This is a genomic window from Pseudoalteromonas sp. Z9A6 (genome assembly GCF_011378805.1).
Classification (GTDB): Bacteria; Pseudomonadota; Gammaproteobacteria; order Enterobacterales; family Alteromonadaceae; genus Pseudoalteromonas; species Pseudoalteromonas distincta.
The window spans coordinates 94358-117575 of sequence record NZ_WTKZ01000009.1; the positions used below are offsets into that span (position 1 = coordinate 94358).

The 23218-nt window shown below is 36.8% G+C and carries 20 protein-coding genes; 8 read left to right on the plus strand and 12 right to left on the minus strand.

The features are described 5' to 3' along the window. Positions 1-59: 59 nt before the first annotated feature. The 5 genes from GQR53_RS05830 to GQR53_RS05850 form a co-directional block, all read right to left on the minus strand. Positions 60-2510 (minus strand): tetratricopeptide repeat protein, encoded by a 2451-nt coding sequence (locus tag GQR53_RS05830; RefSeq protein ID WP_165743131.1) that lies wholly within the window; start codon positions 2508-2510, stop codon positions 60-62. 364 nt (positions 2511-2874) lie between these two features. After that, positions 2875-4023 (minus strand): hypothetical protein, encoded by a 1149-nt coding sequence (locus GQR53_RS05835; protein WP_165743132.1) that lies wholly within the window; start codon positions 4021-4023, stop codon positions 2875-2877. Between the two features lie 303 nt (positions 4024-4326). Beyond that, on the minus strand, positions 4327-4635 hold the full coding sequence (locus tag GQR53_RS05840) for a hypothetical protein (RefSeq protein ID WP_165743133.1): 309 nt from the start codon (positions 4633-4635) through the stop codon (positions 4327-4329). 237 nt (positions 4636-4872) lie between these two features. After that, positions 4873-5118 (minus strand): DUF4235 domain-containing protein, encoded by a 246-nt coding sequence (locus GQR53_RS05845; RefSeq protein WP_002958040.1) that lies wholly within the window; start codon positions 5116-5118, stop codon positions 4873-4875. 271 nt (positions 5119-5389) lie between these two features. Continuing rightward, on the minus strand, positions 5390-5773 hold the full coding sequence (locus tag GQR53_RS05850; RefSeq protein ID WP_165743134.1) for a hypothetical protein: 384 nt from the start codon (positions 5771-5773) through the stop codon (positions 5390-5392). 460 nt (positions 5774-6233) lie between these two features. Between GQR53_RS05850 and GQR53_RS05855 the strand changes: the two genes are divergently transcribed. From GQR53_RS05855 to GQR53_RS05880, 6 genes are all read left to right on the plus strand, one after another. Continuing rightward, positions 6234-6728 (plus strand): general stress protein, encoded by a 495-nt coding sequence (locus GQR53_RS05855; RefSeq protein ID WP_024604742.1) that lies wholly within the window; start codon positions 6234-6236, stop codon positions 6726-6728. 378 nt (positions 6729-7106) lie between these two features. Further along, the gene (sodC, locus tag GQR53_RS05860; protein ID WP_197098184.1) at positions 7107-7676 is read left to right on the plus strand and encodes a superoxide dismutase family protein; all 570 of its coding nucleotides are present in this window, start codon (positions 7107-7109) and stop codon (positions 7674-7676) included. 16 nt (positions 7677-7692) lie between these two features. Beyond that, positions 7693-7926 (plus strand): ChaB family protein, encoded by a 234-nt coding sequence (locus tag GQR53_RS05865; protein ID WP_165743135.1) that lies wholly within the window; start codon positions 7693-7695, stop codon positions 7924-7926. 232 nt (positions 7927-8158) lie between these two features. Then, on the plus strand, positions 8159-8773 hold the full coding sequence (locus GQR53_RS05870; protein ID WP_165743136.1) for an acyl carrier protein phosphodiesterase: 615 nt from the start codon (positions 8159-8161) through the stop codon (positions 8771-8773). A gap of 85 nt (positions 8774-8858) precedes the next feature. Continuing rightward, positions 8859-9794 (plus strand): hypothetical protein, encoded by a 936-nt coding sequence (locus tag GQR53_RS05875; RefSeq protein ID WP_165743137.1) that lies wholly within the window; start codon positions 8859-8861, stop codon positions 9792-9794. 37 nt (positions 9795-9831) lie between these two features. Then, positions 9832-10173 (plus strand): YajD family HNH nuclease, encoded by a 342-nt coding sequence (locus GQR53_RS05880; protein WP_024604747.1) that lies wholly within the window; start codon positions 9832-9834, stop codon positions 10171-10173. Between the two features lie 3 nt (positions 10174-10176). Here GQR53_RS05880 and GQR53_RS05885 read toward each other — a convergent pair whose 3' ends face one another. From GQR53_RS05885 to GQR53_RS05905, 5 genes are all read right to left on the minus strand, one after another. Beyond that, complete coding sequence (locus tag GQR53_RS05885; RefSeq protein WP_165743138.1) at positions 10177-12354, minus strand: response regulator; 2178 nt, start codon at positions 12352-12354, stop codon at positions 10177-10179. 296 nt (positions 12355-12650) lie between these two features. Continuing rightward, positions 12651-13328, minus strand: coding sequence for a DUF799 domain-containing protein (locus tag GQR53_RS05890; protein ID WP_165743139.1), 678 nt, complete (start codon positions 13326-13328; stop codon positions 12651-12653). A 1-nt stretch (position 13329) separates the two neighbouring features. Continuing rightward, positions 13330-13677 carry a DUF4810 domain-containing protein gene (locus tag GQR53_RS05895; protein WP_008165258.1) on the minus strand — a complete coding sequence of 116 codons (348 nt, stop codon included), beginning with the start codon at positions 13675-13677 and terminating at the stop codon, positions 13330-13332. Beyond that, complete coding sequence (locus GQR53_RS05900; protein WP_076923668.1) at positions 13677-14357, minus strand: CsgG/HfaB family protein; 681 nt, start codon at positions 14355-14357, stop codon at positions 13677-13679. Before GQR53_RS05900 ends, GQR53_RS05895 begins: the two co-directional genes overlap by 1 nt. Positions 14358-14663: 306 nt before the next feature. Next, entirely contained in the window at positions 14664-15380 is a 717-nt protein-coding gene (locus GQR53_RS05905) for a DUF1223 domain-containing protein (protein WP_346774387.1), read from the minus strand. Between the two features lie 691 nt (positions 15381-16071). On the opposite strand from GQR53_RS05905, the gene GQR53_RS05910 reads away from it, so the two are divergent. Together GQR53_RS05910 and GQR53_RS05915 are read left to right on the plus strand one after the other, a co-directional pair. Further along, positions 16072-19143: a S8 family serine peptidase gene (locus GQR53_RS05910; RefSeq protein WP_165743140.1), complete on the plus strand. Its 3072-nt coding sequence runs from the start codon at positions 16072-16074 to the stop codon at positions 19141-19143. Between the two features lie 317 nt (positions 19144-19460). Further along, positions 19461-20138: a glutathione S-transferase family protein gene (locus tag GQR53_RS05915; RefSeq protein WP_165743141.1), complete on the plus strand. Its 678-nt coding sequence runs from the start codon at positions 19461-19463 to the stop codon at positions 20136-20138. 52 nt (positions 20139-20190) lie between these two features. Here GQR53_RS05915 and GQR53_RS05920 read toward each other — a convergent pair whose 3' ends face one another. After that, entirely contained in the window at positions 20191-21930 is a 1740-nt protein-coding gene (locus GQR53_RS05920; protein ID WP_165743142.1) for a SulP family inorganic anion transporter, read from the minus strand. Between the two features lie 256 nt (positions 21931-22186). After that, positions 22187-22978 (minus strand): hypothetical protein, encoded by a 792-nt coding sequence (locus GQR53_RS05925; RefSeq protein ID WP_165743143.1) that lies wholly within the window; start codon positions 22976-22978, stop codon positions 22187-22189. Between the last annotated feature and the right edge of the window lie 240 nt (positions 22979-23218).

The following is a 23218-nucleotide window of genomic DNA, read 5'->3' on the forward strand; positions in this document are numbered from 1 at the left end:
AAAGCGAACCATAGATGGTTCGCCTTTCTAAGAAAAAATGAAGTACAGTTAGCTGTCTATTAGTTGTTTTTTATAATTTTCTCCAGTTCTGAAGCTTGCCTTAACAAAAATTGCTGATATTTTTGGATGTTAACTAGGTTTTTTGCATCGTAGCCATCTTTTATTTGATTCTGTTTTTCTGCTTTTGTAAGCATATTTCGTGCTACTTGATTAAGTTGAACTGCTTGTTTTATGTCTACATCGGTTAATTTTCTGGCTTTGTGGTATCTCGCCATTGCTTTCCTAAGTAAAGCAAATGATAAAGTTCTACCTAATGTAACTGAGTTATCAATGTAAGAGTCTGCAATTTGTAATTCATCTAAGCGGTAATATATTAACGCTAAGGTTACGACAGCATCACAATTTTTCGGATTAAGTTGTATAGCTTTTTCAGCTATATTCTTTGCTCGATTAAAAAAATCGGTTTTATTTAGTAAAAGCAAGGCGAAACGATCGTGTAAAGCCGAGTTTAAAGGATCTTCTTCGAGCGCCAACTCAAACATATCTATAGCTAATTGAGTATTACCTTTATCTGACTCTACTTTAGCTGCCTTTGCATATTCATTTCTAAATGCTTCAGCAACTCGGTCTCTTCTGTAAGCTTGCTCAATATCGTGTCTTTTAGAGCTATATAGGTCTACTTCAGAGGCCAAGCGCTGCATTTTTTCTTGTATCTCTTTAGGTTGCTCATTTAGTTTCTTTTGAAAAAAACGATGGGCTAGATCTGCCAACTCTAATTCGTAATAAGAACCGTAATCAGTGATTGTAGAGAAGTGGGTTTCAGAAAGGCTTGCTTGAAACTCGCTATGTTGAATTTCAACAAATTGGCAGGCACGGCTAACAGAGTATTTATCTAAAGGGCACGTTAGAGAGACGATGACATAAAAAGCTTCTTTTTGTAAATCAGTTATACGTTCCCATGCGTCTTCATACAAAAACTCTAATAGCTCGTCATTTGATTTTCTATATAAATTTTCCAAAGCTTGCTCTATACCAACTTTAGCTCTGCCAATATAAACGGCAAGCGCTTCTAAAAGTATTGGTTTTTTCATTAGCTTTCTGGAAACTTTCCTTAAATTTGATTCTCCAGCTTTGGTTATTGACTCTGCATTATGTTCTTTAGCGAGAGCTTTTAGTAAGTTTACGCATTCTGATTCAGATAAACCTTCTATTAAAACTTGTTTCGCTTCAATACTTTCCTGTCGTCTTGATGTGATAATTACTCTACCGATAGTTTTACCTATTAGCTCTATTAACCGGCCTAATTCTTTTGTTTGTTGTGACGTGGTAGCTAGTGTTTCGGTATTATCTAAAATAATTAATATATCATCTCTAGTAAGCTTATTGCTCTTAAGCTCATTAGCAGCTTTATCAACGAGAGCTCTTCCACTAGTCTTATACCATTCGGAAGGTAAAACAGTGAATAGGCACTTAAGTAGCTCTCTTATACTTTCATCAATTACAGGTTCAACACTAGTATAATAAGTTAACCCTTCAGAGGTCCATCTAGTTTTTTTTGCAGTGTAATAGCAAATTACGCTAGGTAGTTCCCTGTTTATATTTAGATCCCCTTCCAACAATAGGTTTAGAGCTTCAAGCACTAAGGTTGTTTTACCATACCCCCCATCCCCATATATTAAGCACCTCCTAGAGTCCTCATCCTCCAACCAGTCTTTAAGAAGGCCTATTTCGTTTTGCCTCCCTTCAAAGTTGTCTGTTAGTCTAACTGGAATATTGTGTTCTAATATTTGTTCAACTTCATTATTTAGAACTTCTACAATTTTATATATATCGGCAACACTTTCTAAATTAGCAAATACATTTGACTCTATTAGATCTATTGTTCTTACTTCTGAATTTGTATTAGATAAGAGCTGAACCTTCATTTTCCATCCTGAAGGTTTCTGGACTACTTTTGAAATTACAACTGCGTGGTTGTTGACTAAAAGTGGAGTTTTAATGTTTAGGTCGCTTTTATTAAAAGAGATTTTTAGTTTATCTTTAGGCTGAACTTCGGGAATAGCTTGTTTGAATATATCAAGACAAGAGATTATTAACGATTGAGTTTTCTCAGACCATTTTTTAGTTTTTTGCTGATCTAAAACTCCATGTGCACTGAAAGTATTTCTGAACTCAACCCACTCTTGTAATTGCTTACTAATACAGGGATTGTGTCTAGCTGTCGCTTCAAACCACCCAGTTAAAAACCGAGGATCAACAAAGCTACGGATAATAGTAATGGTTTTATCAAGAATCTGTATTGGCATTCCATCAGATGGAGTGCGAAACCTTTCAATTAATTCATCAAGAGCGGGATCATCAGTAGGTGTTAATTCTTTTACCACTTCTAATGAAGTCGTTCCACATAATTGCAAAAGAGATCTCAATATTGCGGTTAGAAACGACAACTTCTCGCTTGGGTTTTTTAAATTTTCAGCATGAGCTAGTTGTTGTTGATAAATATTTATCATTTTAATCCTATCTATTTTTATTATTGTCTCAGTTATCAACCAGTGTTATATAAGTTTTAAAAAACTAATGGGGCAAATCTTAATTTTATTTATCAAAGGTCTAGATTTATAGTTTACTGCATATAAAGTTAATTGCTACAAATCCAAAAGATGACCCATTTGAAACTTAAGGCGCCAAACTTTTATTACACATCAAGTACCTAGGTTTTTAGTTTATTGCTCATCGAGTTAATTTCTCTGTCGAGACCACGACGAGTAGAGTTTAAGAATGCGTTTACCATGTGATTAACCGTGTGAGAGTGCGTGAGAAAATAAAGGGCAATGTTATTGCCTTTCTTTATACGCTTAAACTGGTAGTTATAAACTATAGCGCGACTAAGCTTTGCTCTAGCATTGCCTTTATTTGTTTTACTATTTTAGCTTCTGTTTCAGGTTCGAACTGTTGTATACGTGGGGTATGAATATGCCCTGTAGGTATACTTGAATTAAGCGCATCGCGTAGGCGAATACTCCTATACGATATTTCGTTAGACAGGTAACCACCGCCGCCGCCATTTACCGCAATACTATTTTTAAGCTCGCCGTACGAACCCGCTTTATAGGTTTTTTCAAGCGTGGTGACTTCGTGATTGTCGATAACTTTATAAGGGCCTTTAGCTTGTTGCATGTAATTTACTGGCAAGCTAAATTTTACAAACTCGTTGCCCGGGAGTGGTCGGCCATTAAGTTTTGGTATTACTGGGCTTGTTTGCGTTCCACCATACACAATATTGGCATTATCGGGGGCGGTTACACTGCGGCGTTTACCTGGGAAACGCTCTAAATCAAATTCTGTTCTGCCCATACTTACGGTTACTACCATGTCTACATTATTAAGTGCGTAGTAAGGGGCAAGTAGTGATTCTATTATACCTTGATCAAAGTCTTCGTAGCGTACAGGCACCATAACGGTGTTAATTTCTGCGCTTATGCCGTTGTAATTAATAACTTGGCCGTCGAGTAATAACGCCGCAACACCTGAGGGGTTACTTTGGTTTATGTTTTTATCGAGTAAAAAAGGGTCAAAGCCTGTAAGTAATATTTTTTTAGTGCTGCCTGATGAAAAAGTAAGATCGGTACGTCCTCTGCTGCCTTCTTCAAGTAGGGTTAGTAAAGTATTTAGTTGAGCCTGCGTAATTGAAAATTTAGGTGACGTTGTGCGTATTACTTTGCTTGAAAGCAGGCGTGCCCAGTAGAGCTCTCGGTCGTCGTAGTTATTGGTTTTTATTATGCGTTGTTTTGCGTTTTCCCATAGTTCAAAGCTAAAGCTTTGTACTAATATTTTTGCACTTTTAAAGTCGTTTAATTCTTTAAATTGTTGCTCAAAACTTGATACTTGTGAGGTAAATGCATTTAAAACATTTGGCATTGCAGATTGGGCTTTGTTGATACGCTGTTCTTCAACAGTTAAAGGATTACTTAAAGCAGCGAATGAAGAGGCTATTAAGCTGGTCGCTAATAATACTTTGATCATAATATTCCTAATATAAGGCTATTTTTTATGTGTAATTTACTATCCTACTATTGCTAACTTAGGGCAACCGATTAACGTTGAATCGACTGAAATTTGCTTTTGCCGTGCATTAGTATTGTTGAACGGCCAATTAGTATCATCGGCTAATAAAAATCCCTGAGTCAAAAATTGATCTTTATAGGTACTACTTTAAGCTCTAATAAAAGTAAAAAACCGTAGCATTAATGCTACGGTTTTTCATTATAGTTTTATGCGCTTCGGCTACACGAGTAAAAGGCTTTATACCCCTTTAAAAACCTCGTTTTAATCGTCAGGCCCTTTGAGCGTAAATTTTAAATGTTTACGCATATCTTTTAAAATAACGCCTTTTTTAAGCATTGCGCCGCTTAAACGCTTTTGCCACTTTAATAAATCAGGCTCTGCGACGGCTAAGGCTTGCTCGTTTTCAAACTGAAAGCACAGCAGTAATGAACTTGGAAATAAGTGATATTCCACATCAAACCAGCATTGCAGCATGCCTGGGAGCTCAGCGCGGCCTTGTTCTTCTAATTTTTCGGCAGTATTAAGTACAAGTGCTTGCTGTTTTATTTGCACTGCAGAGAGTTTTTTCATTATTAAAATCCAAGTTAGCGGCTAAAAAATGCAGCCGGAATGTGGGCATTATACGCAAGCTTGTAGGCAGGCAACAACTTTGAAAGGGAGTTAATGTGTTTTAACTCTATGGTTAAATAACCTTGTTTGAGGTTTTTTTAAGTTGCTTGCGACAACACAGGAGTAGCTGTCGCAAGCCGCCTTTTGAGCCTCTCCGTATTACGTTTAATACTTATAAGAGGTATTAATTGGGACGGTTTATTTGGAGCGGCGCTTGTCTAGTACGTAGCGTACGGCCATTCTTGCAACACCCGCACCAATACCTGAGACTACTGCCCATGTAACGGCCTCTTTAAGATCTGTTTCTTCGCTTGGTCTATCTTTTGGTGCTGGTTCGTTGGTAACCTTTTCCCACGATTTTTGTAAAGTTTTCCTTGTTAACATACCTGCAGATGCAGCGGCCAGACCTATACCTATTGTCGTAATTAGCTGTTTATTACTCATATTATCCTCGATTATTTAGTTGTAACTTGAGTTATTAATAGGTAACTCTTTAAGTAAGAACAGTATTAACAGCAATTTATATACCGATAGGCTTAAAATAGGTATTACGAGAAACACAAAGCATTTATATCTACCCGCAATAATACCAATCAATTTGAAGCATTAGCCTGATGCTAACTTAGTTGAGGGGTGGTGGTTATAGAGCAACCAATACCGTGGCATTAGTTAGAATATTAAGCTAAAGATTACTCTACTGTTGTTAGGGTATTTCTTAAGTTAGTAACTCAGTACCTAGTAAGGCGTCAATATAGGCGAGCTCTTCGCTAAAAATGCCATTCAAAAAAGCGTTTTGCTCAATTATTACAGCGTCATTAGGTTGGGCTTTGTATTCTTGTTGGCATCTTGTAAGCTCGCTGGCTAGCCATTGGCAGGCGTTGCTAGCTATGTTTATTGCCGTTTTTAAAAATGATGACCATTTTATTTTTTGTAAATTAAAGCGATAAAGCATAACTGCAATAGCCCCATAAGCTTGTTGCTCAAGCGAAGGTACATCTTCACTATTTACTGAAAGGCGACTTAAAAGCTTGGTATTAATTAGCGATTGTTGAAGTGCAGCTTGCTGTGATTGACTTAAAAAGTTGTTTTCGTAATCCATGGCCGGCCTATATCTGCTAATAGCAGGGCAATATAAAAAGGAGATTTAGCACAGTATTTTACGATTTATGCGCACCGAAAAATTAGCCGTAGTGATAACAAAATTAGGCTGACTCTTTACTGAATTAATAAAACACAATTGTAACTGGGTAGGGGGTTGAAGAGGGTAAGCGTCTTTTTTAACCTTTAAAGCGTATGAAAAAATGCTCTTTTGGTGTTTTTAATTTTATTGTTAAGCACGGTAATAACCATAAACAAAAGAGTAATAAAAACCTCCCTTTATTTCGTAAGGCGTTTTTTTGTAGATAGGAGTTTTTTACAAAATTTGGCAATTTTTACTCTAACAATGAAAGGGTTAGTTATGGGTTTTGTTTTATCTTATTGATTTTAAATAGTAAATTTATTGGTTTGGGTTTTGCTTAGTAGTAAGTGTATTTTCTTAAATAAATAAAGGAGTTATTATGAGTACCGTTATTACTGGGTTATTCGAAAGTGCATCACAAGCAACACTCGCAATTTATAGATTAGAAGCTTTAGGTATTAATGAAGCTAACATAAGCATTGTAGCCAATGACTCATACGCAAAGGAAGATTTTGCTGTAGACGAAGGTACAAAAGCGGCTGAAGGTGGCCTTGTAGGCGCGGCTTCAGGTGGTATTCTTGCTGCTATTATTGGCGGTTTTACTGCAGTGGGTACTGTAGCAACAGGTGGTACGGGCTTATTAGTTGCCGGACCATTAGTCGCAGCATTTGCAGCTGGTGGTGCAGGCGCCGCAGTAGGTGGTACTTTAGGCGCTGCAATTGGTGCGTTTATCCCTGAGCACGAAATTAAATATTATGAAGATGCCATTGAAAAGGGCTCTATATTAATTGGTGTTAAGTACGATAGTGACAACAAAAACGCTATTGAAGAAATACTTAACAATGCAGGCGCAAGTAACGTTTCTACGGCTTAACGCTAACTAATTAGTTTCAAAATTAATTATAAAGGTGAAACTTAGTTTCACCTTTTTTTTCGTTTTTTTAACTTGGTTTTTTGAGCTGGATCGTTGGTAATCTCCTTTTATGAGTTTTGTAAAGTTGCCATTTTGTTTGTAAATATGCCTTGGTTTTTGCTCAATCTTTGGCTGAAAGTCAGTTTTGTTAGTTAATTAGCTACTTATTTAAGTTTAATAAAAACTATAAATTTACTTTCTAATCAATAAATTAAAAATAAATTGTTCATAAATAATGTTTTCGCGTAGGGCTGGTATATACATTGAAACTACTTGTTTAATAGTCGCTTAATTTAGCGTTATTGTTTTATTAATTTGATACTAAACGAGGAGATGATGATGAGTTGTTTACAGTTTGATTCAAACGCTAAAAGATCTTTAACCCGCGTTTTAAAACCCACTTTTGCAATATTACTTACTGGCGTGTTACTACAAAATAGCGCATTGGCTAATGTAAAAGTTCAAATGCACCAAGTAACTAAGTCAGGCCAAGGGCAATCACTAGGTACTATTACACTAACAGAAAATGATAACGGTGTTGTTTTTTCACCAAGTTTAAAAGGTTTAACACCGGGGCAGCATGGTTTTCATGTTCACCAATTTGCTAGTTGTGAACCCAAGAAAAAAGGCGAGAAAGTTGTGCCGGGGGGCGCCGCTGGTGGGCATTTCGATCCAAAAGCTAGCGAGCATCATGATGCTCCTTGGGGGGATGGCCATTTAGGCGATTTACCGGCGTTGTATGTAAATGAAAGTGGCCAAGCTAAATCGCCTGTTTTAGCGCCAAGGCTCACGCTTGAAAAACTTAAACAACACGCAGTAATGATTCACGAAGGAAGTGATAACTATGCAGATAAGCCAAAGCCATTAGGTGGCGGTGGCAAACGTGTTGCTTGTGGCGTAATTGAGTAAATACAAGGAGAAAGTTATGCCATATAAAAATCGTGATGAATTACCTGAGTCGGTAAAAAGTAACTTACCTAAACATGCTCAAGAGATATATCAAGAGGCGTTTAATAGTGCATGGGATACCTATGAAGACCCAAGCGATAGAATAAACGATGATGACCGCGAAACAACAGCGCACAAAGTAGCTTGGTCAGCGGTTAAAAACAGTTATAGCAAAAATGATAATGGAAATTGGGTAAAGTCGAGTAACTAGCTTTGATCAAACTAATAACAAAGCTAACGCATTAAAAAGCCGCTGTAGCTGATGCAGCTGATATAGCGGCTTTTTATATACTCGTTTTATAGTTGCGCTGTTTATACAATACTTTGCATTATGTTTGAGTAAAAACTGGTAATCAAAACCATAAGTACTGCTTTAAACACGAATGTGAGTTTGGTCTAAATTTACGTTATTATTTATTTGTATTAGCCAATCAGAGAACACTTTGAATTATTTAGCTCATCTTTATTTAGCACAGCCTACAGCCGATTCTCACTTTGGGAACTTGTTGGGCGACTTTGGTGGTAAAAGGCATGTAGAACACTTATCAAATACGGTTATAAACGGGCTCGATAACCACTATTTAGTCGATAAATTTACCGACTCTCACCGCGCAGTAAAACACGCTAAACAGTACTTTTCACCCGAGCGTAAGCGCTTTGCTGGTGTAGCTATTGATGTGGTGTTTGATCATTTTTTAATTGTGCATTGGCAACGATTTAGCAAGCAACCTTTAAGTGATTTTAAGTACACCAGCTATCAGCTTTTAAATAACCGTATACCTGTTATGCCAGCGCGAATGCAGCATGTTGTAACAAGCATGACTAAAAACGATTGGTTTAAAGAATACGAAACCATAGATGGAATAGGGCTAGCACTTGATAATATTGCCAAGCGTATTCGCTTTACGAACACTTTTGCGGGCGCGGCTGATGATATAACTCGTAACTACAATGAATTAGAAGCCGTGTTTTTAGCGTTCTTCCCGGAGCTAATTAAGCATGTGAATGAGTTTGACCTTGAAAGCACCTCAAAAAATGGCATAAAGCGCATTATTTAAAGTTTTCATCAATTGTTAATCTTTTGTGATAAGTTAAGATGAAAAAAACGCTACTCTAATACAAATTAATTTTTGAGTGTTTTTAATGAATCGTAATTACTTGGTTATTGTGGGCTTTGCTGTTTTAGCGGCATTTCAATCCAGTGCTGTATTGGCTTTCGACTTCGACTTAAAATCGGTACGAACCACTATTTCAAATCCAAGCACTAGCCACGCGCTAATATACGATGACTTGGCGGGGAGTAATCAAAAAACACTGTTTTCGTTAGAGCCCATAAATAACCAGCGTGTGGGTGTGTTTTTTGATATTAACGACATTGAAATTGGCTACTCAGCCGATATTTTTGAAGATGATATTGAAACAAAAACACAAGATATACTGCTCTCGTATAGAAAATTTAAAAATTCTAAAATCACATTTAACTATCAAACGCTTGAAGGGCTGCAAAGCACGGCTAGCAATTTAAGCGGCAATCAAACGGATCAAATTTTCTCGCAAAATACACGTTCAACCAAGTTTGAGCTATCTGGCCAACACAACTTTTATACCTTCAATAATAAAGAGTCTTTGTTTGGGCATTTTTTTCTTAATAGGCCAAAGCTAAGTAACAAATTTGATATGTCGTTAAGTATTGTTGGCGCTTGGTCTTTCAAGCATGTATCTCTTGAGAACAAAGATAATATTGTGTTTCAGGCTGATTTTTTAAATTCACCTGTGCCACAGATCACTAAATTAATTTCTAATTCTTATGGGGCGAGTATTGGCTCGCTTTTATCATTTTCGTTACCGCATAATGTTCACGTATTTGCTGAATACAAAGTAGGTAAAGGGTATATTCAAAACACAACCCCTGGGCTGGGGTTAAAAGATTCGGGCGCCAAAAAAGTTGAAGCATACAGCGGTGGAATTTCTTGGACTTCTGACAATAAAAAACTTATGGTCGTACTACGCGCGTGGGAGCAAACAGGCCGGCATATAAATACTTCTTTTGGTGATTTGTCAGTAATTAAGTTTTTTTAGTATTGATCACTGAAATAGTAAATTTACCAGGAATACTATGAGTAAGAATAACGCAGTACCTCAGGCTTATGTGAAGCAAGAGGAAGGTTACCGAATTAAAGCCTTAAGATTGTACCCTTGGGTATGTGGGCGTTGTGCCCGTGAGTTTGAGTACTCTAATTTACGTGAGTTAACGGTGCATCATATAGATCATAACCATAGTAATAATCCAGAGGATGGCAGTAACTGGGAGTTATTGTGTATTTATTGCCACGACAATGAGCACAATAAATACCACGAACATATTATGTATGGCGGGTCGACTACAGAGCGAAAAGTTGAGGCTGCAACGCATTCTCCATTTGCCGATTTAAAAGCGATGCTTAATAAATCAAAGTAGCTACTATGATTTCAACTGTTTGGATAAAAACAAGGTTGTTACATCAGCTACTTTAATAAGTGACAGTTTATCTGCATGGCTCCATGAAATTTTTGAGCCAACACTTTCACAACAAATAACACCTAGCGGTTTGTTATCAATAAAGTAGATGTAATCAAGCAAGGAGTAAATGTTTGATGGTTCAAAATAAACCTTGGTTAAGTTTTTAGTGATTTCGTGGTTTCTCGCATCTGATGCGTCTAATACTTTATGCTCTAAAATATAGTCAAAGTATGCAGGAAAATCTTCAGCTTTTAAAACTGCATTACTTACTATCTCATTTTTTTCATCAAGGCAAATTAAGCTATTAATGGCAGTATAGTCGTGATTAAACAACCAGAGACTGACTCTGTCGGCATTTGAAATTAACTTTTTTAGCTCATTGCATATCTGTTTTAGCTTACGTTCACTCGTAATGTTTGGGTTACTAACTTTAACTGCTAAATTTTTGAGATTTGAGTTTTTTGGATTATAAACATTGAGCAAGCTATTTAAATGATCTTTATTAAATGGCTTCGTTAAATAGCCATCCATACCAATATTCAAATAGTGTTCAATATCTGGTTTCATGGTGTTGGCTGTCATGGCAATAATTGGCGTTGTTTTATCTGTTTGTTGCTCTCTAATTATCTTAGTGGCTTGCACTCCATCCATCACTGGCATTTGAATGTCCATAAAAATTAAATCAACATGGTTGGCAAAAAAGTAATCAACGCATTCTTTGCCATTTTCGGTAAATATTACTTTCGCATTATGAGCTTGTAGCATTTTACTTACGACAACTTGATTTACTTTATTGTCTTCGGCAACCAAAATAGTGCACCCTTGTAAATCGGTTATTTCTTTATTTGGTTTTAATAATTCATCGAGTTCTGATGTTTCAAAGCTTTGTTGGTAAATAAATACAGAACCTTTATCTTCTTTACTCGTGAAGTTGATTTTGCCATTCATTAAATCACTTAGCTTGGTGCAAATGGAAAGGCCAAGGCCCGTGCCCCCGTACTTTCTAGATGTAGATGAATCTGCCTGATGAAACTCTTGAAATAAATTTTGCTGTGCAGCTTTACTAATACCAATACCCGTATCGATTATTTCAAATACAATATTTTGCGTGTTTAAGAGGTTCTCCTTTACAGTGACTTTAAACTCTACCTGGCCTTGTTGTGTAAATTTAATCGCATTTGAGCATAAGTTATTTAAAATTTGAGAAACTCTGACAGGGTCGCCTTTTAGGGTTGTAGCGATATTTTTATCTATAGATGGAATAAATTTTATGCCTTTATCTGTGGCTTGTTTCATTAGTGGATTAATTACATTGTTAATGACTTCGCTCAAGTTAAAGTTAATATTCTCAATATTTAATTTACCCGCTTCAATTTTTGAAAAGTCTAAAATGTCATTTACAATATTTGAGAGTATATTCGCGGAGCTTAAAATACTCTTTAAGGCGTTATCTTTTTCTATATTTGAAGTTTCTGCTAGTCCAAACTCAGCTAAATTTAAAATGCCGTGCAGCGGGGTTCTTAGCTCGTGCGACATATTTGCTAAAAATCGACCTTTTAGAGTGTTAGCTGTATCAGCTTCTTTTTTTAGTTCTTCAAGATTTTTATTATGTATTTGTTGTTGTTTTAATGCAGTGGCCAGCTTTCTGTTGTTTAACCTGAGCTCAAGTTGTGCAATAACTTCTTTGCCAAGTATTTTCAGTGCGTTAATTTGTGTTTGAGTTAGCTTTTTTGGCTGGTCGCTGATAACACATAATGTACCAATTGTGCTGCCACTAGGTGTAACTAGCGGTGTGCCCGCATAAAACCGAATGTTTGGATCGCTGGTTACTAGAGGGTTATCATAAAAACGTTCATCAAGTAGAGCGTTTTGTATTTCAAATACTTGGTCTTGCAGTATTGTATGAGAGCAAAATGCGATATCTCTTTCGGTGGAGTCTACATCGATACCATACTTTGATTTAAACCACTGCCTTTGTGGATCAACTAAGCTTATAAGTGATATGGGGGCTTCACAAATATCAGAAGCAAGTTGAGTTAAATCATCAAATACTTTTTCGGCTTCAGTATCTAATATTTCATACTCGTAAAGGGCCTTTAATCTAGATTCTTCGTCAGCTGGTATTTGTGCTTTTATCATAGTAATGCTCAATATTTATATAGATTCACTATAAGAGTAATTTAGTGATAATGACAACTTTAACATGTAGAACCGGCTAAAAAAAAGACATTGCATTTTGCTACTCTATTATTACTTTTTTGAAATGTTTTTTCTATTGTGACTAATATTGGTTTTTAAACTCGTATTTTAAAATCTGCTCTAAATACTTAAAAGTAACTTTGCTAAGGTTTTTAGCTAGGTAAGCTTTTATTAAAAAGGCCGAATCCCATTTAATGATTCGGCCTTTTTAAGATTTAGGTTAATAACAATAAGAGTTATTTTTTCTTTTCGCTTGGTGCTGGTTGGCCATAATTAGGTGAACGAGGTCCATATAATAAGCCGTTGTAAACATCTGAAGAAAGTAAGCGTGTTGAAGTCATTGCTGCGATTTCAAAGCCTTTATCGGTTACCGTTTCAGCAATTTGATTGATTGCTGCAATAACAAGCATACCTACAAGGCCACCACCGCCATTACTTTGTTGTTCAGCTGAAGAGGCTCTTGCTTTGCCTTGCCATAATTGCTCGCCAGTGCGTAAATCAACTAGTGAGGCTGACACAGTTACAGCTGTTTCGCTAGAAATTACAACATAGCTAGTGCCGTATTCTTCAATAGTGATGTAAAGCGCAGAATCTGCACCAAAAATTTCATGTAATTTATTCGCCGGTACTTGGTGTACGTCGCTTGCAACAGTGAGGCCATTACCTTTAAAGGTTTGATCAACTAAAGCAACAGGAAAAACATAAAAACCCGACTCAGCTATAGGCGCGACCATTTGAGTCATCACACTGTATGGTGCAATTACTTCAGGTGTATTATTTAGCGGAGGTAAAATAATAACTGAGTGAGGGTCTGCTTGTTTAAATGCTGTGTAGTCATGTGCTGGTGGAGGTGAAACACAACCAGCGAGTAATGCGACTAATGCGATCGCTGTGTATGATTTTAAATTAAGCATATTAAGCGCCTTTCGCAGATTTTAGAAGGAAGTCGATGTAATGAACTGATTCTGGAAAAAGTGATTTCTCAGTTTCGAAGTGAGTAGTGCCTAATGAAGGATTACCCGTTTCAAAGTACAGCATACCTAGGTGAGCATGTAGGCCAGGTGCAACATTCTTACTTTTGTTTGCGGCATCGGCAATAATTTGCTCAAGCATACTAATTTGCTCTTCGGCTGTTACGTCATCTGCTTTTAAATAGGCGTATACGGCAGTACTATAGTCGCCGTAATAGTAAATAGGTTCTTTCGTTGAGTTACAACCCGTTAGGGCTATACAAACAAATGCTAAGGTAATTAGCTTTTTCATTATTTATTGCCCCATTGGCCAGCTTCAAGACCAGTAACTAACTTGTTAACGACTTCGCGAATAGCTAGGTCAAGTACTTTGCCATTTAATGTGGCATCATATGAAGCTGTGCTACCAAAACCAATAACTTCACGTTCTGATAGGCTGTATTCACCAGCACCTTGCACTGAATAAATAACTTCTGATGTAGTAACATCAACAACATTAAGCGTTACTTTAGCATAAGCAATTTGCGATTTACCTTTACCCAATAAACCAAAAAGCTGGCGATCGCCAATGGCTTTACGGCCAAACTCTGTTACATCACCAGTTACAACAAATTTAGCACCGCTAAGAACTTGTTTTGTACCTGTTAACTTTGCCTCTTCCGCAAGGGCTGCCATATTGTCGCGATCAAGCACACTAAAGCGATTTGTTTGTTGTAAGTGGCTCATTAGTGTTGTTTTTGCTTGGCTACCTAAACGGTCTTGGCCTGATGCAAATATACCATTTTGAAAGCTCGAACGGTTTACAAACTGACCTACGACTAGTTTGCTTTTTGCACCTGAGTAGGTTGTGTTATAGCTAGCAACAGTTGGTGTTTCTATTACTTTTGATGATGTTGTAGCACACCCAGCTAAAGACGAAGCTGTAATTGCAGCGATTACAATTGTTTTAATGTGGCTTTGGTTAATTCGCATAAATTTTTGTCCATATAGATAATTGCAGAAGTTTTTATTGATAGGCGCTTGGTTTTTATACTTATAAGTCAATTACTTATTTCAAGAGTCCATTCAACCTACTTTATAAACAAAAGTTGATGTAAATACAATGTTATTTATGTTTTATACAGATACACACAATAAAAAAGAATAAATGTTTTGTAATAACAATGCTAATTCATTAGTTTTTAAATTATTGAAAGCCTTTTTCTATAGTTGATATACAAGGAGATTTATTGCGCGCTGAGTTGTTAATTAGTAATTTTATTCAATTAACTGTAATTTTTAAAACCAATCGGCTGCAACTTGTAGTGGAGTAGGGTCGCCTTTTTTAGATACCCAAAACACTAAGGCTTGCTTTGTTGGCGATATTTTTTTAACGCGAGGCAGGGTTAAGTCAGTTAATGATAATTGCTGCTTGGTCTGCATGTCATTTTGCTCGTAGCCAATAACAACAAAGTCGTGTTTTAACTTATGGCCTGCGTTTTCGCCGCTGTGTATTTGTGTTTCTATACCAAAGCCTAACAGAGCTACATGGGCTATTAAGTTTTGGTCAGTATTATCTTCGATATTAACAGTATCGTATTCGAGATTAATTTTACTGTTGTTTATAGTCGCTTTTAAATTACCTAAATAACGGGCTTTAGCTACAGGAATAGCTTGTTTATAAAACCAACCTTGCCACCCGTTGCCGTTAACCATAAATCCTGGAGTAGCTACAATCCTACTTTTACCAAGTGCCTTATAAGTGCGTTGTCTTTTACTAAAAACAGCAGAGGCAAACGGGTCTTTCCAACCCAAATAATTCCAATAAGTAACATGAAAATTAATAGGGATTAAATCAGTCCATAGTTTTTCATCATCTGTAAACGTTGAAATCCAGCGCTCTGCTGGTGGGCAACTACTGCAACCTTGCGATGTGTAAAGCTCTAAAAAGGTAGTCGGATTAGCTGTACTGGAAATAGTTACTTGCTCAGCAGCTTGGCTTTGAAAGCAAAAAATTTATTAACCCAACAAGTGAGATTAAAAATGGATGGGATAGTGCTTTAAAAGGCATGTTACTTCTCGCAAAGGCTGATATTGCATTCAGCCTAAATGATATTTACGAATGAAGTATCACGAAATACTCACAATTAAATCACGTTTTAACTGTGTATTTTATTTAGCTGCTCAATTATTGAAATACTTTACATGACTAAATTTTATTTTTAGGAAATATTATACTTAATTTGATGGTTTGTTAGTTAAAAGCGTCAACCTTTAGTGTGTAAGTGTTTTTTTTATATAGAGGTTATCAAATTTTGAGTTTTTATTTAGTTATTGGCAATAAAAGTTGCGATATTTATCAAGGCTATATTTACCTAATAAATATTATGCTAATTAGTTTTTTAGCCTTTTTTATCTAGAAATAAGGGGGGAGTGAGTTGTTTTAGGAAGTATCGCTTCGTTTTATTATTTTAATTAAGTTAATTATTTGTGTTTTATTTTTTTTATTGTTCTGATAAGTGGTACGGTATTGTGTTGCTTAAGTTGCTATCCTGTTGTTTTATTTGACTTTTAATTGTTGCCTTTAAGTGTCATTTAGTTAAAATAAGGTTTCAGTATAACTTTTTATTGGGTCAAAACACCCGGTTTTAGTTTAAACGGATGTTTGATTTACTAAAAATCAGTAAATTTCAAAAGGATTTATTAAATGAAAAAGACAAAGTGCTTTGCATTGTGTTTAATCGCAACCTCTATTTTAACTGCGTGTGGCAGTGATAAAGACCCATCTAGTACTAGTGAAACACCTAAAGTAGTAGCCAATACAGCACCTTCAGTAAATGCAGGAGCTGACCTTATCGTAGATGAAAATCAATCTATTTCATTTACAGGAACAGCTGAAGACTCAACCGGTACAATAGTAAGCTATGCATGGCAGCAAACCTCTGGGATTGATTTAGAGCTTAGCGGCTTAGATACAAGCACCCTTTCTTTTACAGCGCCAGAAGTAGATGAAGAGCAAGTTGTTGTATTTGAATTAGTTGCTACTGATGATGGTGGTTTGACTGCATCTGACTCTATTTCAATTACTATTAAAAATGTACTAGTAGAACCAACATTGAGCTTAAACGAAAGAGTCACTGTTGAAGAAAATACAGAAGTAGAAATTACAAGCATAGTAGAAGATTCTAATGGCTCAATAGTGTCGTATGCTTGGCAACAAACTGACGGCATTATCATTGAAATTGATAACTTAACTAATAATTCTTTAAAATTTATTGCTCCAGAAGTTGATTTTGATACAACGTTAACTTTTGACTTAACAGTGACAGATAATGATGGTCAAACAGCTACAAGTAGTGTTTTTGTTGATGTGACTAATGTTGCCGCAAGTGTTATGTCTATACCTGGTGGTAGTGAAAATATTGTTATAGATGGGCAAACCGTTGAAGCAGCGCTGAATGAAGTATTAGTACATTTAAACGATGATGTTACAGAAGCTGAATTAGAAGCTGTTTTTGATGAGATTAGTAATAATGATGCTGGAATCGCAAGTTTTGATGATGCATTAAAAGTATTACAGATAAGAGTTAGAGAAGGCGCTTCTGAAAATAGCTTGATAACAAAAATTGGGGAAATGGGTGGCGTTAGGCATGCAGGTTTAAATACTGTTATAGAGTCAAAAAACTTAAGTCTGATTAGTAATTATAGTCATGTAATCAAAAATAAAAACACTGTAATACAATATATTGCAGAGGAAAGCACTGATGAGTCTCTTTTTTCTGGAGATTATTGGGTTAAAGCTGTAGCCGCAGATAAAGCATGGGATGCATTACAAGAACGTACTTTAGCGCCAGTGACATTAGGTGTTGTTGATACCGGTATAGGTGCAGGACAAATTAGCATTGAAAGTTCTCGCTTAACTCGTCTTCGCGCACAAGATAATGGCCAATTTGGTGTTGTTGAAGGTGATGATACAGAAACTGATAGTTCTCATGGGTTGTGGGTATCTAGCTTTATTGCAGGACATAACACGAGTGAAGGCAGTGCTGTGTATGGTGTTGATCACAGTGCCAACTTAATACATACCGATATTTATGTTAAGCGTTGTAAGGATGGATCAACTACTGAAGAGTGTTCATCTGAATCTCCTATTAAAACTTATATAACAGATTTAATAGCAGGAACTAAGGCGACTATAGATAGCGGTGCGAGCATTGTAAATATATCTTGGGGTGATACAAGCACTTGTGCTGACGACTCACAAGTTAGATTAAAAAGTAATAGAAATTGGCGTCTACAACAAACTAACTTAGTGGAATACGCAAAAGAAAAAGATGTATTACTAGTTTATTCGGCTGGTAATAACTGTGAAAAAAATGATGATCAACTTTTAGTTGATATCAATGATATCGCCCAAGATGCTTGGCAAACAAATACATTGATTGTAGCGGCAACAGATGCAGATGATAAAGAAACTGATTTTACACGTATGGGTAACGTCGTAAATATTGCGGCTCCTGGTGATCAAATGGGGTGGGGGAATACTGATGGTAGCTTAGGCGTAGGTACATCATTTTCAGCCGCTTTAGTAACAGGCTCTGCAGGGATTGTGAAAGGAATTAATAGTTCATTAAAAGCAGCGGAGATTAAAGATATTTTAGTTGCTACATCTTCTAATTTAACGCTTTCTGAAGAGTCAAAAGCTCTAGGCACAACCGGTCCTACGCAGTTACTAAATATTCACTCTGCAATACAAACAGCCGATTTAACTGTTGATTCTGTTTTAGATGTTAAGGCTCCAATTGCTTTATCTAAAGGGGATAAAACTACTTCGCAGTTAAGCTTTACCTTACCTGAAACTACTGTGACAGCAATTGATGTCATGTTTTTAATTGATGTTAGCGGTAGTTATACTGATGATATAGCCAGCTTAAAAGAGCAAGCTGACAATATATTAGAAAACTTATCTGGTCGTGGAATTAATGTTGCTTTTGGGGTTTCTGCCTTCTCAGACTTTCCTATTGATGGATACGGCCATGAATACGATGGTGATGAAGCGTTCTATTTATTACAGTCGGTGACTACAGATATAGATGCCGCAAAAACAGGAATCAATAATTTAACCATTTATTCAGGTAATGATTATCAAGAATCACAGTTAGAAGGTTTGTACCAAGCTGTAACTGGAGCTGGTAGAGATATAGACAACGATGGAAATTATACTAGTTTAGGTGATATTGAACCTATGAATATTGGTTGGCGTGAAGGTGCTTTAAAAGTTATTTTATTAGCGACAGACGCGCCATTTCATGATTCAGATATAGATGAGAATTACCCGGGTGCGGGCAAAACTGAGGTCATCAATGTATTACAAGAAAAAGGTGTGACTGTATTTGGATTGCAAAGCGGCTCAATTGGCTTAGCTACAGATGATTTAGATTCAATTGTGTTAGCTACCAAAGGACAAACATTTTTATTGTCGTATGATAGTAACGAAATTGCAGCGGCTATTTCTTCAGCTCTTGATGAGGCTTTAAAAGAAATCGATCTCTCAATTGAAGTGATTTCAGGAGAGCAGTGGGTTGAAACTATTACCCCTGTATTAATTGAGAACGTTAAACCAAATGAAGAAGTGACCTTTGAAATTAATTTGAAAGGGATTAAAAATGCCTCTCTTGAGGAATTAAATTACGAAGTGATACTTTGGATAAGAGGTGATGGTAGCGCAGTTGTAAGAAGGGTTGTAATTCCTATTACAGTTCCAACTTTAGCCGATTAATTTAGACAAAATTAAATGATTAATAAAGCCGATATTGAGCGTTGCTCAATATCGGCTTTTTATTTAATGGGCCAAATATGAGTAGTGCTAATACTTGCCATGCTTTTAGTTTGTTGCTTCTGCAATTAATTTTTAAGCATATTACTTCTTACAAAAGTTTATTTTTTCTTTAGCATAAGTGATATTTACGAATGAAGTATCACGAAATACTCACAATTAAATCACGTTTTAACTGTGTATTTTACTTAGTTAAAACTCAATTTGAACACCCGCTCAAGTTGTGCTTTAATCGTTGCTCAATTATTGAGGAACTTTACATGATTAAATTTTATTTTCACCATACTCCTAACCCAATGAAGGTTGCGCTCTTTTTAGAAGAAACAGGCTTACCGTTTGAACTTGTTCCTCTTGATACTTTAAAAGGTGAGCAACATACACCTGAATTTAAAGCAATTAATCCAAACGCTAAAGCGCCAGCAATTGTTGATGGTGAAACGCGTGTGTTCGATTCGAATGCTATTTTAATGTACCTTTCTGAAAAGTATGGGAAGCTTGAAGGCAAGAGCGATGACCGCGCTGAAATGCTGTCGTGGTTAATGTTTATCGCATCGGGTTTAGGTCCGTATTCAGGGCAAAGTGTACACTTTAGACACATGGCGCCAGAAGGGCTTGATTACGCGGTTAATCGTTATTTACGTGAAGCGCAGCGCCATTACGAAGTACTTGATACTCACCTTGAAGGTCGTGACTTTATAGTGGGTGATACATATACCATTGCTGATGTATCTGCATGGGGCTGGATTGATAAAGCACCGGTTGTACTAGGTGAAGAGGGCTTAGCGCCGTACCCAAATCTTAAGCGTTGGTTTGAAAGCATTGATAGCCGCCCAGCGGTTGCACGTGCACGCGCAATTGGTACTGATATAGCCTTTAAAAAAGAGTTTGATGAAGACGCTAAAAAAGCGTTTTTTCCTTCAAACTACCCAAAAGTATAAAAAGTAATTAGTACTAAACAGCAGATCAGTTAGCTGATCTGCTTATTGTATTTTATTGCTGTGTGAGCGGTTCTTTATTTTCGTCTGACTCAAACAAGCTAACTTCTTGTGTATGCTGCCTTACGCTATTTCTTTTTAGGGCGATGTATAAGTCTGAGTGAATATATATACCTTCTTTTCCAGACTTCATTCCTGCAATATCAAACCACGAAAGTAACTGACGTTTTCTACCTGCAAGCTCAAGCCTTATATCACGCTTTTTAAATATAACGTCGAGATCTGCAAGCATCGCCATTACGCTTAAATCTAAATGAGTAAAGCAGGGCACAGCGTCAATTATTACACATTGAGTGTCGTCTTTTTGCCTTGCATATTGCTCAAGTAATCTGCGTTTAAAGTAGCTGGCATTAAAGTAAGTTAAAGGTGAATTAAAGCGGTAAATAAACACGCCTTGCACTGCTTTTGCTTTATCTGTGGCGTCTAAACTTCTTACTACACCGTTAACATCTACGCCGAGAATATTGTCGGTTGGGCGCATAACAGTGCGAATAAATTGAAATAACCCCAGTAATACAGCAAGTGTGATCCCTGGTATAACGCCAATAAATAACACCGCAAGTAAGGTGGCTGAGGCGAGATAAAATGCCTGTTTGTCTTTTCGTTTTAATTGCCAAACAGCTTTTAAATCGAGTAAGTGTACAGAGGCAATAATAAGTACAATACCTAGCGCTGCGCTTGGAATAAATTCAAGTGGGGCTGTTAAAAATACAGCTATGAGCGCAATAATAGCTGCTGCTATTATTGATACTAACTGCGTTTTACCACCTGTTGCATCGTTAACAGCGGTGCGTGAGTCGGCGCCACTGACGGCAAAACCTTGCGAAAGAGCTGACGCTATATTGGCAATACCCAACGCTCTAAATTCTTTATCGGCGTCTATGTCGTAGCCATTTTTAGCAGCAAAGCTGCGGGCAGTTAGCATCATACTAACAAAGCTCACGATGGCTAAGTTAAGTGCGGGTACCACCAGCTCACGAATAATCCCTAAATCAAAAACAGGGGTATTAAAAACGGGGAGCCCGCCAGTTACGGTGCCAATGGTTTTTATATCAAATTGTTTTAAATCAAAAATCCATACCAAAAGCGCACCAAAAGCAATAGCAAACATAGATGCAGGCCACGTGGGTCTTATGCGCTTCATGGCAAAATAGACCGCCAGTGTAAACAAAGCCATTAATAAGGTGGGAACATGTGTTTGCGCTAGGTATGTGGGCACACCACCGAGGCGTTCAAGTAAGTAGCGCTCATCAAAGGTAAAACCGAATACTTTAGAAAATTGACCAACAATAATAGTGATAGCTACGCCGTTTAGTAAGCCCATTAAAATAGGTTTAGATAAAAAGTCGGCTAATACACCTAACTTAAATTTACTGGCTATAAAGCACCAAAAGCCGGTCATAGCGGTCATGGTGACAACAAGTTGCCAATGCTTAAAGCTGTCACCTGCAGCAAGAGGTGTTACTACAGCGGCAATAACGGCGCAAGTTGCGGCATCAGGGCCGACTATTAATTGTTTTGAAGTACCAAAAAGTGCATATAGCATCATTGGCAGTATGCAAGAGTATAACCCTACGGCGGCGTTAACACCGGTTAGTTGTGCGTAAGCAATGGCAACAGGTAAAGCCACTGCCGCTACTGATAGCGCCGCCCTTACATCATCAGCAAACCATTGGCGTTCATAGTGCAGCAATGTATTTAAACCGGGCATAAAATTATATAAACGCGACAGCACTTTAGTTTTCCTGCTAATAGTTACAACGTTTTGATAGTAAATTTAATATTCAAATAAGTATAGCTAGGACGGCGGTTATTTTAATAAATTGCAGGTGATTATTTATCAAGATATTAAATTTATAATTTGGCAAAAAAGTGAAAATTGAATTTTCCTGAGGTGTCTTTAATCAGCTTATGTGCGTAGTATTAATGTACTGATATTGAGCACCTCAGGAAATCACTAAATCTAAAATCTAGTTTTAAATTTTTTAAGATTATTTAGCACCACATGCCGGATATAACTCAAGTACTTCTGTTACTACTTGTCCAAATAAAGCTTGTTCTTGCTGTGTTAAATCTATAGCAGGAATAAATGGCATTGTGTCTGTTAATTCCGAGGTAATGATTTGATAAAAGGTCATCGCTGTAAGGACATTCCCAGCATAGGATGCATGATTACCGTCGGCACTATGAAGGTTTATACTAGGCATTATTTCTAATACTCGATTCCATACAAAGCCAACAGGCGCTATGCAGCTAGGTTGTTTTTGACTGATTGCTAAATGGAGGTCGTAAACCTGCTTTGCTTCTGCGGGATCCCCTTTTTGAGGATGCTCTGGAAATAAAATAGGTGTAATTTTATGCTCTTTTGCGTTCGAGATTAATCGCTCAGTTGCACTTGTAGGGTAGTCAGTCGAACCTGATTGTGAGTACTTTTGGCCTTGAAAAATTGCATGACTCCAGTTATCACTTTTTAATTTATCGACATTTGCATCTACTGCGACTATTTCATCTAAAAATCGACCACTAACAGTCGTTATTTTGACTAAAGTGCTAGGTAACTGGTTTGTAATAATTATTTCTAATAAGCCCCCTAACTGTGAACTATGGCTATTACCATAGATAATTATTTTGTAGTCACTTAAGGGACTGTTATTAATAACCGCTTTTGATTGTGGTATTTCAATTCTTTCAGCCTCTTTTGTTTTACTTTCCCCAGAGCCGCATGCTGTTAATAATAGTAATGATAATGTGATTGATATTGTTGTTATGTATTTTAGAGACATTGTTAATCCTTTTTTAGTACCAATTATAAGTACAGCTTTAGAATACTAGACATTTTATAACCAAGCTGCAAGGTTGCTGGTTTTTAGTGCAATGTATTGTGCTTAGTTTGTGCGCTAAAAGTGAAGTGCGGGAGGTTGGTATTGTTTAAGCGGTATCTAAATTTTAGTTTGGAGTATTATTCAATGATAATTTCGCGGATTCAAACCTGAAGTGCATAACGTTTAGGCGGCTTTAGCCGC